The organism is Pseudomonas urmiensis (genome assembly GCF_014268815.2).
GTDB classification, from domain to species: Bacteria; Pseudomonadota; Gammaproteobacteria; order Pseudomonadales; family Pseudomonadaceae; genus Aquipseudomonas; species Aquipseudomonas urmiensis.
In genome coordinates this window covers 2,760,208-2,776,951 of the sequence record NZ_JABWRE020000001.1, presented here as the reverse complement: position 1 = coordinate 2,776,951, position 16,744 = coordinate 2,760,208, and the positions used below count along the sequence as shown (strand labels likewise).

The window sequence follows — 16,744 nt, the reverse complement described above, 5'->3', positions numbered from 1 at the left end:
AAATTTCTCTAAATGCGGCTATCGCGACCGCTGCCGCGACTAGCGGTGCACGCTGGCCTGGCTGTTGCTGGCGATTAGCGAGGCGCCGCAGGCGGTTTTCATGCCGTCCAGGGCGACCGGCGTGCCATTGACCGAATAGGTGGGGCTACCTTCGATGATGGGAAAGCTGCCCTTGCACAAGGGGCAGGCCACCAGGTTGCCTTTGCCCGCCATTGGCCGGCCATTGAGATGGGTGTGGGGGATCGATTCGATCACGCTGCCGCCGTGATCGGTCTTGTCGCCCAGGCGCACTATCGCTTTCATGGGGCACTCTCCTACGCAGTGAAGTGGGGTTATCGGACCAGGATGTCACTCAAGGCCTGCAAGACTTCTTGGGTGCTGCGCTGCAACCGCCAGGACAACACCCCGTACACCGCCGTGCAGACGCCGCAGAGCACCACCCAAGGTGTCCACCAGGGCCATTGCCGGTTCATGCGGTAATGGCGTGGGGCGAGGTTGTCCAGCGGCTTGGTCAGCTGTTCAGGCAGCGGTCCGCGCAGCGCTCGCAGGGTGTGCTGCAGGCGGCTGATCAAGGCTTGCAGGGTGTTGCTGCCATCGGCCTGGATGGCGTACTGGCCCTTGTAGCCAAGGCACAGACAGAGGTACATGAACAGCAGGACATCGGCGTACTTGCTCGGCTCGAGCAGCATGCGGTCGAGCAAGGCAAAGAACTTGGCGCCACCCCAGGTTTCGTTGTGCAGGCAGCTGAGCATCGGATCACTGCCCCAGACCGACTGCTGGCCCCACGGGGTGGTCAGGACCGCCTCATCGACGAATACGCACAGGCAATAGCTGAAGGCCGAGAGGGTGGTTGGGTCATAGTGGAGCTGGCCAAGCTCTTGCAGGATGGCGGTTATCTGAAGCTTGACGTCGCCATGCAACTGGGCGATGTCGTCGAAGCTATGGCTGTGGCGCAGCCGTATCACCAGCCCAAGCAGGGGCATGCTGGCATCGGTCAGCGGGTTGTAGCTGCTGCCGCGCAGCTCGAAATCGATGCGGTCGATGACGTGGCTGCGAGCGCGTCGGCCGCCGTGCCAGCCGGTGTTCGCCTGCTCGATGTGTTCGAAGCGGTTGCTCGGCGCTGCCGGTGGAGATTGCATCAGTTGCCTCCTTTTCAGAGCGTGACTTGTCGGCCAACACGGGCCGGCCAGCTGTAGTGCTCATTGCTACGGGTGTTAATGATGTCCAGCTTGTGGAACGACTGTGGGCTGGCGTAAAGCGTGAAGAAGTACGACAGCACGCTGCCGAACAGGTACAGCTCGCCGTCGCTGTCGAACGGGCTTGGATCGACGCGCAGCGTGGTGTTCAGGCCGCGCACGGGTACACCTTTGAACAGCCAGTCCAGCGGCCGCGTGTCGGCCTGTTCGATGGCTTGCAGGCGGGCGCGGGTGGCGCGCTGTTTGGGCAGGTCGGTGAGGCCGGCAAAGTCGTAGCTGGCCAGCACTGCGCGCAAGCCTTCGGCGCAGTTCAGCGACAGGCTGTTGAGCGACAGGTTCGACAGTAATTGCCAGTGCAGCTGGCCATCCAGGAGCGGCGGCAGGCTTTGGGTCGGGCGGGTGATATTGCTGAAGTTGGCAAAAGCCGGGGTGGATTGGCTGGGGCGATCGATCTCACCGATGCCCAGCTGGCTGGGCAGCTGGCCGTGGGTGCAGGTCATTTCAATACTGAGGACTTCGCGGTTGCCGCGCCAGGCTTTGCCGTCACGCTGGAGCAAGCGCAGGATTCGCTGGCTTTGATCCTTGCTCGGGATGAGCTCGACGACTTCCTGGTAGTAGGGGCGGGCCTCCTCCTCAGCCAGTGCCGCGGGGTGGTCGAGGCTTTCGAATGGCTGTAGATCGTACAGCCACTGTTTTTTCGTTTGGCCCTGGTCATTTTCGTAGCGGCATGCGCTAACCCGGTCGACGCAAAATACCTCGCCTGGGGTCTGGTTTACCCCGGGCGGCTGCAACAGCATCGAGCTGTCCTGGCCGTCGAGGGGGGTGGCGTCGACGGTATGTTGGAATTGATTGATCGCGGGTGTGCAGTACAGGGCCAGATCTTCTAGGCGCAGATCACAGCCTGCGGGTAAGGGTTTATGGAATGTAAATTGGAAACTGACCTGCTCAGTTGGGTAATCCGGTAGATAGGCAGCCAGCTCATTTAATCTGAATGCCCAGAAGCGCTGCGGGAAATGAAAGTACTCCTGCAGTAGGCGATAGCCATCCAGCTCTGCCCGAGGGCTGGGTAATAGTGCCTCCTCTGGCGTAAAGCCTGGGAAGTCGATGATGTTCGGCGGCAGGCTGAGGATCTTGTCATTGATGACGATACTGATGCGCCGTAGGTGCTGACTAAGCCAAAGATAGAGCGTTTGTGCAGCGATCGGCTCACCGATCAGTTGCACGCTGAAGTTGTCGCAGCCTGAATGCTTGAGCGCCAGCTCAGTCAGTGATTGCAACTCGATGCGCAGGATTGAACTGTCAGGCCGGTGTTCGGTAGTGACGGCTGTTAGTTGCAGGGGGTGGATCGCCACTTGCGTGCAGGTGCGAAACTCACATGACACGCCCTCAACCTGGGATGAGAACAATCGAGTGCCCTTGGCGATGGGTTGACGTTCGCTGATGGCCTTGGCGATAGGTTCGAATCGCACCAAGGTCAGGCTAGGCACGGGCCGCAGGTAATTGGGCCAGAGCACCTGCAGCAGTGGGTGGGTGGTTTCTGGCAGGTCGTCATCGAGCTTGCGCCGCAACTGGGTGGTCAGGAACGCGAAGCCTTCGAAGAGCCGCTCGATGCTTTCATCGCCTGATTCGTTATCCAGAAACTGGGCGAGCCTGGGGTCGTCCTGAGCGAAGTCATGCGCCAGCGCTCGAAGAAAAGCCAGCTCGGATTGATAGTCGCTTTTGAAAGTCATGGGCGTGCTCGTTGCGGCGGCTTGATAAATGGCAAGTTCAATGGGTATGCATAATGGAACTAGGGTTTTACATTGCTGGGTAACTTGTAGGAAGTTTCTTACTTTTTGTATGGGCTGGCAGTTAAATAGCGTTTGATGCTACTCGCCCATTTACGCTGTGGCTGTTATCAATATGTAAGGGAATATGTTTTTTTGTCGTTGCTTGCCAGGGTTTTTTATCTGCTGTTACTGTGCGTTGGTTTTTCGATAGAACGCCTGGCGTCGCTAATTAAATGACGCGGCGGTGAGTTGTCAGAGTGAAGTAGAGGACGCGTCTAATAATGAATCGGGGCAAGGATGTTCTGTTGCGCGGTTGGGCAAAGTTCCAGCCTCATCTCGCGCTGCTAACCGTGTGGCTGCTGGCTGCGCTGGTCGTGGCACTGCTGGTTGCGATCTGGTGGCTAGGGCCGGACTGGAGCTGGGGTGAGCGGCAACCACTGGCGCCCCTGGCAATGCGGGTAGCGGCCAGCACGCTGGTGTTGGCGATGCCGTTGTCGCTCTGGGCCGTGTGGCTGTTTTGGCGCAATCGGCAACTGCTGGGTGAGCGCCAACAGCACACCGAGCGCCTTGAAGACCCTTGCCTGGTTCATCTGCAGGCCCAGACGCGCGCGCTCGATGCCAGCCTGGCGACCTTGCGTAGCCACAGTCATGAGCGTGGCTACCTGTACCGTATGCCGTGGTACCTGGTGCTGGGTGAGCAACATGCCGGCAAGTCCAGCTTCATCGAGCGCTCCAGTCAGAACTTCGCCCTGAGCCGGGTAACGCGACAAGCGCAGCCGAGCGATCCTGACCTGGCCTATCCGATCGATTGGTGGATGGGCGAGCAGGCGGTGATGATCGACCCGCCGGGCGAGTTCATCAGCCAACCCGAGCGCCAGGTTGCCGCGCCAGCGCTTGCTAGTGCCGCTGGCGACGATGATGAGCACCTATCCGTGGGGCCGCCGCCTGCGGGTGTGCTGCACGAGCAGTCCGGGCTGGGCCTGCCGGCGCAAGCCGAAAAGCGCCTGTGGCAGCATTTGCTGGGCTGGCTGGCGTGCAATCGCAGTCGTCAGCCGCTCAATGGCATCGTGTTGCTGGTCGATGTGGTGGCATTGCTTGAAGGTACGCCCGAGCAGCGTCGTGCCCTGGCGTTCGTGCTCCGGGCACGGTTGTTCGAGCTCAGTGCAGAATTGGGCGTACGCCTGCCACTGTATGTGGTGTTGAGCAAATTTGACTTGCTCGAAGGCTTCGAAGAGCTATTCGCCGGTCTGCCCGCTGCGCAGCGTGAGGAGATTTTCGGTTTTACCTTCAGCCTCGATGCCGTGCATGCGTTCGACACTTGGTTGGAGGAGTTGGCCAAGGCCTATGCGCAGATGGTTACGCTGCTCAACGAGCGGGTGCTGCAGGCCATGGGTGAGCCGCGCGCGCAGCAGGAACGTGAAATGCTGCTGTGCCTGACGCGCCAGGTCAGCGGCTTGCAGCCGCTGCTGCTGAGTTTTCTGCGCGATGTGCTCGGCAGTGATCGCTACAGCACACCGGCCTTGGTGCGTGGGCTATACCTGTCGTCGGTGTACCAGCAAGGGGTGCTGTCCAACGCCTTTCTGGGCAAGGCCGCGCGCACTTATGGCTTTGTCGAGTTGGCTAACGCTGCCAAGCCGCAAGGTCGCTCGGTGGTGTATTTTGCGCAGCACCTGTTGCAGCGGGTCATCTACCCCGAAGCAGGCCTGGCCGGCGATAACATGAAGGTGGCGCTGCGCAAGCGCCGTCACTTGCTGGCAGGCTCGATCGCCGCTGGCGTGCTAGGGCTGTGCTTGACCGCAGCCTGGGCCAATTACTACCTGGACAACCGCGCCAAGACCGACCAAGTCCTGGCCAGAAGCCAGCTGTTCAGTCAGCTCGACGATGAGCAGAGCCTTGACCCTACCGGACGCAATTTGCTCGCCTCGCTCGACGAAATCCACGGCGCATTGGCGGTCTATGGCAATTACCGCGAGGCGTGGCCGCTGGCTAACCTGGGGCTGTACCAAGGGCGTGCTATCGGGCCGATGGTCGATCACGCCTACCTGAATGTGTTATCGCGGCGTTTTCTCCCGGCCTTGGCCAAGGGCGTGCTTGAGACGATTCGCCAAGCCGCCCCCGGCAGCGACGAGCAGCTGGCAGCGCTGCGCGTCTATCGGATGCTCGAAGAGCGCAACAATCGTCGTGCGCAGGTGGTGCAGGAGTGGATGGCCAAGCGCTGGCAGCAGGCTTACCCTGGCGAGCGCGCGGTGCAGGCGGCGTTGATGCGCCACCTTGAATACGGCTTGAGCTACGCCGACGCCGACTTGCCAGCCAACGACCCGCTGATCAGCGAGGCGCAGCAACAACTGCGCAAGTTGCCCCTGGAGCAGCGGTTGTACCTGATGCTCAAGCAGGATGCCCAAGAGCACTTGCATGGCGCGTTCGACCTGCGCAACCAGGTGGGGCCAGCCTTCGATCTTGTCTTCCAGCTGCCGCAAGCTGGCGACAGCGATGGCGACGACGCCCTGATTGTGCCGGCCTTGATGACGGCCAATGGCTTCAAGCAGTTTTTCGAACCGCGTAGCAAAGCCGTCACTGAGCTGGCGATGATCGATCAATGGGTGCTCGGTGAGCGGGCTGCGCTCGATTACTCAGAGCATGATCGGCAGGCCTTGCTCGACCGCTTGCGGGCGCTATACAGCGCCGATTACATCGATACCTGGCGACGAGCGCTGAATCAGCTGAGTGTCCAAGCGTTTGCCGATCTGAGCCAGGCCTTGACCGTGCTGGAGCACATCACTGGGCCGGCAGCGCCCATGCGCCGTCTGCTTGAAGCGGTTCGCGAGCAGTCGGTCATCTACCCTCAAGTCGCGGTGGCGGCTGGCATTGACGAGCAGGGCGCTGCTCAACACGCTGCGGCGCAGCTCCAGGCCCAGGGCATCCGACGCGCCTTCAATGGCTTGTCTGGGATGCTGGCTGGAGAGGGCGACAAACCTAGCTACTACGACGAAACGATCAAGGCGATCAGCGCCATGCAGGACTACGCCAAGTCAGTGCAGGACAGCCCCAACCGCGGCAAGGCGGCGCTGGCCCTGGTGACATCACGCTTTACCCAGACTGAGCCCGACCCGATTGCCAATGTGCAGCGCATTGCCAGCGGCCTGCCCGAGCCGCTCAATCAGCAGGTTCGCGACCTGGCCGAGCACACTGCACAAGTGCTGACGGTGGCGGCCCTGCGTGAGCTGGAGAAACGTTGGCAGGTGGATGTCTACAGCTTTTTTCAGGCGCGCCTGGCGGGTCGCTATCCGTTCCGGGTGCGTGCCGAGGATGCAGCACTGGAAGACTTCGAGGCGTTCTTTGGCCCCAAAGGCCGCTTGCAGACGTTCCAGGCGCAGTATCTGGACGTCTTCCTCAAGGACATACCCGACGCGCTGCACGGCGGCGAGCAGCGCAATCAATTGGTCCGGCGGGAGGTGATCGAGCAGCTAGCGGCGGCTGAGCGCATCCGCGAAACCTTCTTCGACGCCAGCGGCAATCTCAGTGTGCAGTTCAACATCGAACCCTTGGGCTTGAGCCCAAACCAGCGCACCAGCCTGTTGGACCTGGACGGGCAGACGGTTTCCTACACCCATGGTCCCCCGTTCATCAGTGGGGTGATCTGGCCGAACAAAGGTAGCCCGATGCGCAGCAACCTGACCCTGCTCAGGCGCAATGGCACCACCAGCAGCCTGGAGTACCGTGGGCCTTGGGCGATGTTCCGCCTGCTCAGCCGCGGCGCGCTCAATGGCCGCACTGCGACCAGTGTCGACCTGAGCTTCAGGACCGGGGATGGCATGATGCGTTACAAGCTGAGTTCGGAAAAAACCTTCAACCCGATCACCCAGCAGCCGTTCAAGGGGTTCTCCCTGCCACGGGCTCTGCTGCAGCCAAGCGTGGTGGAGCAGCAGGCGGCTGCCTGGGTGCAGTAGCTAGAGTCAAAAACGCCGGGTACTGAGCAACTCATCCAGCACCCTGGCTGCGACGCGGAATGGCATCGACATGTGATCTTCGCCCGGCTCGACCTGAAAATCACTGCGCAGCCCGTACTGCGAGAGCTGCTCGAGCCTCAGTTGCAGCGAGCGCGCGTCCTGGATCTCTTGTGGCATCTCGCGCTCGCCCATCAGCAAGCTCAGGCTGCTATGGGTCAGGTCGATCTGCCCGGCCTGGGCGCGCTGGGTGAAGGTGCGCTCGTGCGCCATCAGGTAGCGATCGCGCCACCACAGGCTGGGGCTCACCGCCACCACGTGCTGGAACAGCTGCGGCCGGGTGAACAGGGTGTACACGCCGAACATCCCGCCAAACGAATGCCCGACCAGGCTACGTTGATCCTGGTCGACCTTGAAGCGTGCGTTGACCTTGGGCATCAGGCGCTGTTCGATGAAGTCGAGAAACAGATCCTGGCCGCCCTGGGGCGGCACGTTGCGCTCAGGTGGTTGCGGTGGCGACAGGTCGAATGCGCGGCGCTCGAAGTCCAGCGGGGTGTCGCTGGGGTAGCCAATGGCGACCAGGATCGCGCCGCGCAACCTGTCCTGCGCGCGTTTGGCGGCATGGAAGGCGGGGAAGTAGGCATTGCCGTCCAACAGGTAGATCACCGGATACCCCCCCGTCCAAGGCACATCGCCTTCGGGCAGGCTGATCATGATGCGGTACTCGCGGCCTTCGGCGCTTTTCATCGTCCACTGCTCGCTGCCGTCCAGGCTGACCGGATCTGCCTGGGCCAGCGACAGGCTGGCCAACAGCAATGTACCTATGAATAGAAACAGTCTGGCAAACATGCGTGTGCTCCTTACCAGCGATAGCTGAGGCTGGTGACCAGGCTGCGCGCTTCACCGCGGTAGCAGTAGCCTTGCTGGCAATTGATGTAGCGCTTGTCGAACAGGTTGCGCGCGTTGAACGCCAGGCGTACGCCGTCCAGGCCGCCGCCGAAGTCGTAGTGCACGCCGGCATCGACCAAGGTGTAGCCTTCGTTTTTCACGGTGTTCTGCGCATCGCCATAGTTGCTGCCGGTGTAACGCGCACCGCCCCCCACGCCAAAGCCCAGCGGCAGGCGGTAGTCGAGCCACAGCGAGGCCAGGTGACGTGGCACGTTCAACGGCTCTTTACCCTCGTTGCCGTCGGTGCTCTTGGTCACTTCAGCGTCGTTGAAGCTGTAGCTGGCGGTCATCTTCAAGCGCTCGGTGAGGTCGGACACCGCTTCCAGCTCAAGACCACGCGAAACTTGCTCGCCGGTGGCGATGCTGCGGGTGGGGTCGGACAGGTCGCGGTTGAGCACGTTCTGCTGGGTCAGGTGATAGAGCGAGGCGGTGAGCATCGTTGCGCTGCCCGGTGGCTGATACTTCACGCCCACTTCGTACTGCTCGCCCTCGGTCGCCTTGTACGGGCTGCCATCGGGCTGGCTGCTGCTTTGCGGCAGGAACGAGGTGGCGTAGCTGGCGTAGGGCGCCACGCCGTTGTCGAACAGATAGAGCACGCCGAGCGAGCCGGTTGTGGCCGAGTCGTTGTCGTTGCGGTTGGCGCTGTTGTCGGCGACCAGGTTGTTGCTGCGGCGCACGTTGACCCAGTCGCGGCGCAGGCCGGCCGACAGGCGCCAGCGATCGATCTCGATCTGGTCTTGCAGGTACAGGCCGCTGCGGTGCTCCAGGCCATCCTCGTCGGCCAGCGCATCGCTTGGGCGCGCCACCGGTTGGTGATAGTTGGGAGCGAAGCGGTCAATCGACGGCGCCGGCCCCATGGCATAGAACAGCTTGGTGTCGACCAGGGCGTAATCCCAGCCGCTGACCAGGGTGTGCTGCCAGTCGCCGGTGGCGAAGTGGCTGACCAGGCGGGTGTCGGCCGACAGCGAGCTCAGCTCTTCGTAGACCCCCACCGCGTAGCGGTCGAGCACGGTGCCGCGCTCCTGGTATGGCTGCAGGTACTGGTTGGTGGTATCGACCTGGCCGTAGCGCAGGTTCTGCTGGAAGGTGAAAGTATCGTTGAAGACGTGCTCGAACTCGTAGCCCAGGGTCCACTGGCGCTGTTCGAGTTTGTCGAAGTACTCATCGCCCTGCCAGAAGTTGGTCAGGTGATCGCCCTGCTGATAGAGCATCGGCGAGGCGGCGGTTTCCCGCTCTTGGTATTGCGCCAGCACGGTGAGGCGGGTGTCGGGGTCGATCTGCCAGGTCAGCGAGGGCGCGATCAGGCGCACGTCGTTGTTCAGCTGCTCGATGTAGTTTTCCGCGTCGCGATAGACACCGACCACTCGAAACAGCAGGTCACCTTGCTCATCCAGGCGCCCGCCGATATCGAACTGACCCTGTTGGTGGTTGTAGTTGCCCGACTGGATCTGCACTTCGTTCTTGGCCAGCAGGCTCGGGCGCTTGCTCACCCGGTTGACCATGCCGCCTGGGCTGATCTGGCCGTAGAGCACCGATGAGGGGCCCTTGAGCACTTCGATGCGCTCAAGGTTGTAGGCCTCGGTCTGGTACAGCGACAGCCAGCCACTGCCCGGTTGGCGCAGGCCGTCGAGGAAGTCGGCGGTCATGGTGGTCTCAAAGCCGCGCACGCTGATCATGTCAAAGCGTGGGTCCAACCCAGAGCTGCCGACCCGCACGCCAGCGGTATAGGCCACGGCGTCTTCGACCCGGTCGACCTTGCGGTCGGCAATCTGTTCGGCGGTTACCACGCTGATGCTTTGCGCGGTTTCCAGGATCGGGCGGTCGGTCTTGGTGGCGCTGCTGGCATTGCTGGCGAAGTAGCCGTCGACTGGGGCAAAGGCGCTCTGCGTGCCTTTAGCGTCGATAGTGGTCGGCTCCAGTTGCACGCCCGAATCGCTCGGTGCAGGCAGCACCACGTAGCCAGCGGCGGTCTTGTGCGCGGCCAGGCCGCTGCCGCTGAGCAGATGGCTCAGGCCATCCTCCAGCGAGCCGCCGCCCGCCAGGCCTGGGCTGTTCAACCCACGCACAGCCTCTGGTGCAAACGACAAGGTGATGCCCGCACGCTCGGCGAAGGTGCTCAGTGCTTGATCCAGCGGCCCGGCAGCAATGCTCGGGGCGCTTTGCGCTTGGGCCAGGGCGGAACCTGCGAACAGGCTCAGCGCCAGGCAGATGGCACGTGGCAGGGTGCGGCTGGGGAAGGGCGCTAGGGGTTTGGGGGAGCGGCGGGCGGGCAACATGAAAAGGGTCCGTTCAGGAAGTGATCATCCCTAACCGGATGAGGCGTAAAAGTCCGACAGTTTTTTTTATGCCGGGACAACTCGCACCCACCAGCGGCTGCGCTCGACGATGCGCACCGGCAACAGGTGGGTGATGTTGCGCAGCATCAGCGCCGGTTCATCCAGGCGGAACACCCCGGACAAGCGCAGATCCGCCACCGCCGCATCGCAGCCTAACCAGCCGTGACGGTAGCGGCCGGCTTCGGCGAGCAAATCGCCCAGGCGGATATCGCTGACCATCAGCAGGCCACGGCTCCAGGCGAACGGGTCGAGTGGCCCCGGCGCCAAGGCACGCATGCCCTGGGCGTCGATGGCCAGGCCGGTGCCGGCCTGGACGCTGCGCATGCCGCTGCTGGCGCGCACCAGCACTTCACCGCGCTCGACGTGCAGTTCGCTGTAGCCTTGCTGTTCGCGCAGTACCGCCCGTGCCTGCTTGCCGTCACACAGCGCATAGCGGCAGTGGGCGCGCCAATCGGCGCCGTCGAGCAAGACTTCGCCGGCCCGCAACGTCAGCGCATGGCCGTGCACATCGACTGCGCTGTTGGTGTTGAGCATCACCTGCAGGTCACTGGCCAGTGCCAGCTGACGGCGCTCGCCGGTGGCCGTGGCGAAATCGCTACGCCAGCCCGGTGGTGCCTTGCTCACCAGCAGGGTGCTGGCGCCCAGCGCTGCGCCGACGCCGAGCAGCTTGAGCATGCGTCGTCGGCCCAGGTCAGTCTCGGCGCGGCGTAGCAATGCGTTGGTTTGGGCGGCATCGGGTAATTGGCTGGCATTGAAATGCCCGCTTAACTGACGCATGCGCTGCCAGGCCAGTTCATGACGGCCATCGCGCAGGCGCCAGGCCTGGAGCTGGGCGTGCAGCTCGTGGCTGTCGGGATGCTCGCGCAGACGCATTTGCCATTCGATGGCCTTGCACACAATGGCTTCGGGTATGCGCTCGGCGCTGGCGCTCATGGCGCCTCCTCGAAGCACACCCGATAACAATGCAGCAGGGCATTGGCGACGTGACGCTCGGCAGTGCGGCTGGAGATGGCCAGTTGTTCGGCGACCTGGGCGTGGGTCAGGCCGCCCAGTTGATAGAGCAGGAAGGCTTCGCGCACTACAGGCTTGAGCCCGTCGAGCATCTGCGCGATGCGTTCCAGGCACAGCAGCGCCTCGTGGCGTACTTCAGGCGAGGGGTAGTTGGCCTCGGGCACCAGGGCCAGCGCTTGCAGGTAGGCGCGCTCCAGCGCATCGCGGCGCCAGTGGTCGATCACCAGGCCGCGGGCGATGCGCGCCAGCAGTGCTTTCGGCGCACGGTCGCTGATCGGCTGGTTACGTACCAGCAGGCGCACGAAGGTGTCCTGGGCCAGGTCCGCCGCTTGCTGCGAGCAGCCCAGTGAACGGCGCAGCCAGCCGTGTAGCCACCCGCGGTGGGTGCCGTACAAGACCTCGAGCGGGATGATCGAATCCGTTTCAGGCAGCGACATGGAACGCCCCGGGGCAGACAATAGAAGAGGGAATCACGAAAGCGCGCACCATAAACGCGAATCGTTCCCAGTTCAACTGTTTTTACAGGGCAGGGGAGGCAACGTGGGAGCCGGATCAGCTCCCACTGGAGGAGGGGTCAATCAGACGCTGACAGCTTTACCTTCACTGCGGCTCTGTTCGAGCAGCAGGCTCAACTGCGCAACCTGGCGCTGCAATTGGTCACGCTCTTCCTTCAGACGGCGCAGTTCATCACGACGTACGGAGACATAAAGGGTCTGGACGGGAGTAGCTGGCATCAAGGTACCCATTGCACACCTCGCAATTGGCTAGTGACATTTGTAAGCGTAGACGCTCGCGCGGCGCGCATTCTGAATTCTTTCTGCGGCCTTGGGAACTTTTTTGTTTATCGTTGTCACGCCGTTCGTCGCTGAACCCTCGGGCGAAGTGCTGGACTAATCTGAAAACCTGAACCGCCTCGTCATCCATTTCTTAGGGGAGCGTCAGCACATGCAACTGGGAATCGTCGGGCTGGGCCGCATGGGCGGCAATATCGCAAGACGGCTGATGCGTGCAGGGCATCGTACCGTGGTCCATGACCGCAACCGCGAAGCGGTCACTACCTTGGAAGCCGAGGGCGCCCAAGGTGCGCATGACCTCGGCGCGCTGATCCAGAAACTCAAGGCGCCGCGCGCGGTATGGGTGATGCTGCCGGCCGGCGAGCCCACCGAGCAGACCATCGCCCAATTGGCTGAGTTGCTCGAGCCGGGCGATGCGATCATCGACGGCGGCAATACCTTCTACAAGGACGATATGCGCCGCGCTGCCGAGCTGGCCAAGCGTGGCCTGCATTACCTGGACGTTGGCACCTCCGGTGGCGTCTGGGGCCTGGAGCGCGGTTATTGCATGATGATTGGCGGCGAGCAAGCGGTGTTCGAGCGCCTTGAACCGCTGTTCAAAACCCTCGCTCCAGGGGTCGGCGATATCCCGCGTACCCAAGGCCGCAGCGGTGAGCATGAGCGCGCCGAGCATGGCTATATCCACGCAGGCCCTCCCGGTGCCGGGCACTACGTGAAGATGATCCACAACGGCATCGAATACGGCCTGATGCAGGCCTATGCCGAAGGTTTCGACCTGCTGCGCAGCAAGGGCGGCCCTGAGTTGCCCGAAGCCCAGCGCTTTGACTTGAACGTGGCCGAGATCGCCGAAGTGTGGCGCCGTGGCAGCGTGGTCACCTCTTGGCTGCTGGACCTGACTGCCGATGCCCTGGTCGCTGACCCTGCGTTGTCTGAGTTCAGCGGTTCGGTGTCCGACAGCGGGGAAGGGCGCTGGACCATCGATGCTGCGGTCGAGCAGGCGGTGCCGGTGCCGGTGCTGTCCAGTGCACTGTTCGCGCGTTTTCGCTCGCGTCAGCAACAGGGCACCTTCGGCGATAAAGTGCTCTCGGCCATGCGCCTGGGCTTTGGTGGCCACGTCGAGAAGAAACGCGGATGAGCCAACAGAAGATCCCCGCCGCGCCGCCCTGCACGTTGTTCTTGTTCGGCGCCAATGGCGACCTGGTCAAGCGCCTGCTGACGCCGGCCCTGTACAACCTGAGCCGCGATGGTCTGCTCGATCGCAACCTGCGCATCGTCGGGGTCGATCACAACGCCGCCACCGCCACGGAGTTCGCCGAGCGCTTGCATAGTTTCATGGTCGAGCGCGACAAGGGCGAAGGGGCCGCCACGTGCCTGGATGACAAGGTCTGGGCTCGCCTGGCCAAGCGCATGGACTACCAGACTGGCGATTTTCTCGACCCAGCCACCTACCAGGCGCTGGCCAAACGCATTGACAAGACAAGCCACGGCAACGCGATTTTCTACCTTGCCACCTCGCCACGCTTCTTCCCGGAAGTGGCCCAGCGCTTGGGCGCTGCCGGCCTGCTCGACGAATCGGCGGGTGGCTTTCGCCGGGTGGTGGTGGAAAAGCCGTTTGGCACCGACCTGGCCAGCGCCGAGGCGCTTAACGCCTGCCTGCTGAAAGTGATGAGCGAGCGGCAGATCTACCGCATCGACCATTACCTGGGCAAAGAGACGGTGCAGAACATTCTCGTCAGCCGTTTCTCCAACGGCCTGTTCGAGTCGTTCTGGAACAACCACTACATCGACCATGTGCAGATTACTGCCGCCGAAACCGTCGGCGTCGAGACCCGCGGCGCCTTCTACGACAACACCGGGGCGTTGCGCGACATGGTGCCCAACCACTTGTTCCAGCTGCTGGCGATGGTCGCCATGGAGCCGCCGGCGGCGTTCGGCGCAGATGCCGTGCGCGGCGAGAAGGCCAAGGTGATCGGCGCCATCCGCCCGTGGTCGCAGAAAATGGCCCTGAAAAACTCCGTGCGCGGCCAGTACAGCGCCGGCAAGCAAGGCCGCAAGCGGGTGCCGGGCTATCGCCAAGAGGCGAACGTCAGCAAGGACAGCCAGACCGAAACCTACGTTGCCCTCAAGGTGATGATCGACAACTGGCGCTGGGCCGGTGTGCCGTTCTATTTGCGTACCGGCAAGCGCATGAGCGTGCGCGACACCGAAATCGCCATCTGCTTCAAGCCCGCGCCGTATGCGCAGTTTCGGGAGTCGGAACTGGAGCGGCCCAAGCCCAACTACTTGAAGATCCAGATTCAGCCCAACGAAGGGATGTGGTTCGACTTGCAGGCCAAGCGCCCTGGGCCGGAGTTGGTGATGGAGAATGTCGAGTTGGGTTTTGCCTACAAAGACTTCTTCAAGATGACCCCGGCCACTGGTTACGAGACCTTGATCTACGACTGCCTGACCGGTGATCAGACCTTGTTCCAGCGCGCGGACAATATCGAGAACGGCTGGCGTGCGGTGCAGCCGTTTTTGGATGCCTGGGCCAGTGAAAGCGAAGTGCACCCGTACCCAGCAGGTGAAGATGGCCCTGATGCCGGCAACGAGCTGCTCAGCCGCGACAAGCGCGAGTGGCATACCCTGGGCTGATGGCTGTGCATCGGTGTCGCCCTCTTCGCGGGCAAGCCCGCTCCCACAGGGATAGCGCCGCTTTCAGGATCGGCGCCGTACCTGTGCTCGCTTGCCCGCGAAGAGGCCGGAACGTCCACCACCCGACTGGCAGACCAACCCGCCGCTGCGACGCATAGCGTTTCCCCAGGCGCGACGCCGTCATGCGGTCAGCGCGATCCCTGTGGGAGCGGGCTTGCCCGCGAAATGGCCGGAACTTTCACCACCCTACTGGCAGACCAACCTAGAGACCACGAACAACCCAGATCAAGTATCAAGACCCGCAAGGAGCCCCCATGCCAGCACCGATCGAAGACTACGCCCTGCTGGGCAACTGCCGCAGCGCCGCGCTCGTCAGCCGCGATGGCTCGCTGGACTGGCTGTGCCTGCCGCGCTTCGACGCCCCGGCCGTGTTCGCCGCGCTGCTGGGCAACGAAGAAAACGGCCGCTGGCGCTTGGCCCCCTGCGATCCGGTCGAGCACTCCAGCCGTCGCTACCTGGGCGATACCCTGGTGCTGGAAACCACCTACAGCACCGCCAGCGGTCGCGCCCGGGTGCTCGATTTCATGCCCTTGGACGAAAGCAACGCGCTGATCCGCATCGTCGAAGGCCTCACCGGCGAAGTCAATTTCGAAATGGACCTGGTCCTGCGTTTCGACTACGGCCGCAGTGTGCCCTGGGTAGAAAAACTCGACCCGCTGACCTTGAGCGCCGTCGCCGGCCCGAACCGACTGGTCCTTTGCAGCACCGTAACCACCCACGCCCGCGACCACCACACCGTGGCCCGCTTGCGCGTGTGCGCCGGCGAACGGCACAGCTTCAGCTTGCGCCACCAGCCTTCGCACCTGCCGGTGCAGCCCGGATGCGACATTGACAACGCCCTCGAACACACCCTCACCCAATGGCAAACATTCGCCGACCGTTGCCCGGACGTCGGCCCCCACACTGCCCATGTGCGCCGTTCGCTGCTGACCCTCAAGGCCATGACCTACGCGCCAACCGGCGGCATCGTCGCCGCCGTGACCACCTCGCTACCCGAGCGCATCGCTGGCGAGCGCAATTGGGACTATCGCTACTGCTGGCTACGCGACGCCACCATGACCTTGCTCGCTTTCATGAACCTGGGCTACTTCGACGAAGCCCAGGCCTGGCGCGAATGGTTGCTGCGCTCGGTAGCTGGCAACCCCGAGCAGATGCAGATCATGTATGGCCTGGCCGGGGAGCGCGATCTGCAGGAATACACCCTGCCGTGGCTGCCTGGCTACGAGCACTCCCAGCCGGTGCGCGTGGGCAATGCCGCGTCGCAGCAGCGCCAGTTGGATATCTACGGCGAAGTGGCCGACGCCATGACCCAGGCGATCAAGGGCGGCTTGCCACGCCACCCACGCAGCGCCGCGATTGCCCGCCTGATACTGCCCTACGTGGAGCGTATCTGGCGCGAGCCCGATGAAGGCATCTGGGAAGTGCGCGGCGGGCCGCAGCATTTCGTGCACTCCAAGGTCATGGCCTGGGTGGCATTCGATCGCGCTGCGGGGCTGGCCGACACCACCGAGGAGGACCGCGAACGCGGCCGGCATTATCGCCAGGTGGCCGATGAGATCCACCGCGACGTCTGCGCGCGCGGGCTGGATGGCAAGGGCGAGTTCTTCGTGCAGGCGTACGGCTCCAGCGAGCTGGATGCCAGTCTGCTGCAAATCGCCTTGACCGGTTTTTTGCCTGCGGACGATCCGCGCTTTCTGCGCACGCTTGAGCAGATCGAAAAACGCCTGCTGAGAAACGAGCTGTTGCTGCGCTATGACAGCGACAGCTGCAGCGATGGGCTGACCCCAGGGGAGGGCACGTTCCTGGTCTGTTCGTTCTGGCTGGCGGATGTCTATGTATTGCTTGGCCGCCAGGAGCAGGCCCAGGCGCTGTATGAGCGTTTGCTTGGCTTGTGCAATGACGTGGGTTTACTGGCCGAGCAATACGATCCGGCCGGCAAGCGCATGCTGGGCAATTTCCCTCAGGCGTTCAGCCATATCGGCATCATCAATACCGCGCTGAATGTGCACCGGGCGCAGTGTCCGGCGCGCGATCGGGCTCGCTGTGGTTGAT

General features: G+C 62.9%; 12 protein-coding genes. 4 read left to right on the top strand and 8 right to left on the bottom strand.

Annotated features, from left to right (window positions below; genetic code table 11):
* Positions 1-39 precede the first annotated feature (39 nt).
* From HU737_RS12355 to tssF, 3 genes are read right to left on the bottom strand one after another with little or no spacing between them, the layout of a single operon-like run.
* Complete coding sequence (locus HU737_RS12355) at positions 40-303, bottom strand: PAAR domain-containing protein (RefSeq protein WP_186557246.1); 264 nt, start codon at positions 301-303, stop codon at positions 40-42.
* Positions 304-332: 29 nt separating this feature from the next.
* Entirely contained in the window at positions 333-1,139 is an 807-nt protein-coding gene (icmH, locus tag HU737_RS12350) for a type IVB secretion system protein IcmH/DotU (protein WP_186557245.1), read from the bottom strand.
* 14 nt (positions 1,140-1,153) lie between these two features.
* Positions 1,154-2,926, bottom strand: coding sequence for a type VI secretion system baseplate subunit TssF (gene tssF, locus HU737_RS12345; protein ID WP_186557244.1), 1,773 nt, complete (start codon positions 2,924-2,926; stop codon positions 1,154-1,156).
* A 320-nt stretch (positions 2,927-3,246) separates the two neighbouring features.
* Between tssF and tssM the strand changes: the two genes are divergently transcribed.
* Positions 3,247-6,912: a type VI secretion system membrane subunit TssM gene (gene tssM / locus HU737_RS12340; RefSeq protein WP_186557243.1), complete on the top strand. Its 3,666-nt coding sequence runs from the start codon at positions 3,247-3,249 to the stop codon at positions 6,910-6,912.
* Positions 6,913-6,918: 6 nt separating this feature from the next.
* Here the strand turns inward: tssM and HU737_RS12335 are convergent, their stop codons facing one another.
* The 5 genes from HU737_RS12335 to HU737_RS12315 form a co-directional block, all read right to left on the bottom strand.
* Positions 6,919-7,758: an alpha/beta hydrolase gene (locus HU737_RS12335; protein WP_186557242.1), complete on the bottom strand. Its 840-nt coding sequence runs from the start codon at positions 7,756-7,758 to the stop codon at positions 6,919-6,921.
* Positions 7,759-7,769: 11 nt separating this feature from the next.
* Positions 7,770-10,133 carry a TonB-dependent siderophore receptor gene (locus HU737_RS12330; protein ID WP_186557241.1) on the bottom strand — a complete coding sequence of 788 codons (2,364 nt, stop codon included), beginning with the start codon at positions 10,131-10,133 and terminating at the stop codon, positions 7,770-7,772.
* A 66-nt stretch (positions 10,134-10,199) separates the two neighbouring features.
* Positions 10,200-11,126: a DUF4880 domain-containing protein gene (locus HU737_RS12325; protein ID WP_186557240.1), complete on the bottom strand. Its 927-nt coding sequence runs from the start codon at positions 11,124-11,126 to the stop codon at positions 10,200-10,202.
* On the bottom strand, positions 11,123-11,641 hold the full coding sequence (locus HU737_RS12320; protein ID WP_186557239.1) for a sigma-70 family RNA polymerase sigma factor: 519 nt from the start codon (positions 11,639-11,641) through the stop codon (positions 11,123-11,125). The genes HU737_RS12325 and HU737_RS12320 overlap by 4 nt, the downstream gene beginning before the upstream one ends.
* Positions 11,642-11,782: 141 nt before the next feature.
* Positions 11,783-11,950, bottom strand: coding sequence for a DUF6026 family protein (locus HU737_RS12315; RefSeq protein ID WP_225915609.1), 168 nt, complete (start codon positions 11,948-11,950; stop codon positions 11,783-11,785).
* A gap of 199 nt (positions 11,951-12,149) precedes the next feature.
* Between HU737_RS12315 and gnd the strand changes: the two genes are divergently transcribed.
* The 3 genes from gnd (at position 12,150) to HU737_RS12300 (ending at position 16,743) form a co-directional block, all read left to right on the top strand.
* Complete coding sequence (gene gnd, locus HU737_RS12310) at positions 12,150-13,133, top strand: phosphogluconate dehydrogenase (NAD(+)-dependent, decarboxylating) (RefSeq protein WP_186557238.1); 984 nt, start codon at positions 12,150-12,152, stop codon at positions 13,131-13,133.
* Positions 13,130-14,632, top strand: coding sequence for a glucose-6-phosphate dehydrogenase (zwf, locus tag HU737_RS12305; RefSeq protein ID WP_186557237.1), 1,503 nt, complete (start codon positions 13,130-13,132; stop codon positions 14,630-14,632). Before gnd ends, zwf begins: the two co-directional genes overlap by 4 nt.
* A gap of 314 nt (positions 14,633-14,946) precedes the next feature.
* Positions 14,947-16,743: a glycoside hydrolase family 15 protein gene (locus HU737_RS12300; protein ID WP_186557236.1), complete on the top strand. Its 1,797-nt coding sequence runs from the start codon at positions 14,947-14,949 to the stop codon at positions 16,741-16,743.
* Position 16,744: the final 1 nt, after the last annotated feature.

Coding starts and splice junctions, on each gene's coding strand:
- gnd (WP_186557238.1), top strand. CDS start 12,150: ATGCAACTGGGAATCGTCGGGCTGGGCCGCATGGGCGGCAATATCGCA.
- HU737_RS12300 (WP_186557236.1), top strand. CDS start 14,947: ATGCCAGCACCGATCGAAGACTACGCCCTGCTGGGCAACTGCCGCAGC.
- HU737_RS12355 (WP_186557246.1), bottom strand. CDS start 303: ATGAAAGCGATAGTGCGCCTGGGCGACAAGACCGATCACGGCGGCAGC.
- tssF (WP_186557244.1), bottom strand. CDS start 2,926: ATGACTTTCAAAAGCGACTATCAATCCGAGCTGGCTTTTCTTCGAGCG.
- HU737_RS12325 (WP_186557240.1), bottom strand. CDS start 11,126: ATGAGCGCCAGCGCCGAGCGCATACCCGAAGCCATTGTGTGCAAGGCC.
- icmH (WP_186557245.1), bottom strand. CDS start 1,139: ATGCAATCTCCACCGGCAGCGCCGAGCAACCGCTTCGAACACATCGAG.
- HU737_RS12320 (WP_186557239.1), bottom strand. CDS start 11,641: ATGTCGCTGCCTGAAACGGATTCGATCATCCCGCTCGAGGTCTTGTAC.
- HU737_RS12330 (WP_186557241.1), bottom strand. CDS start 10,133: ATGTTGCCCGCCCGCCGCTCCCCCAAACCCCTAGCGCCCTTCCCCAGC.
- zwf (WP_186557237.1), top strand. CDS start 13,130: ATGAGCCAACAGAAGATCCCCGCCGCGCCGCCCTGCACGTTGTTCTTG.
- HU737_RS12335 (WP_186557242.1), bottom strand. CDS start 7,758: ATGTTTGCCAGACTGTTTCTATTCATAGGTACATTGCTGTTGGCCAGC.
- HU737_RS12315 (WP_225915609.1), bottom strand. CDS start 11,950: ATGGGTACCTTGATGCCAGCTACTCCCGTCCAGACCCTTTATGTCTCC.
- tssM (WP_186557243.1), top strand. CDS start 3,247: ATGAATCGGGGCAAGGATGTTCTGTTGCGCGGTTGGGCAAAGTTCCAG.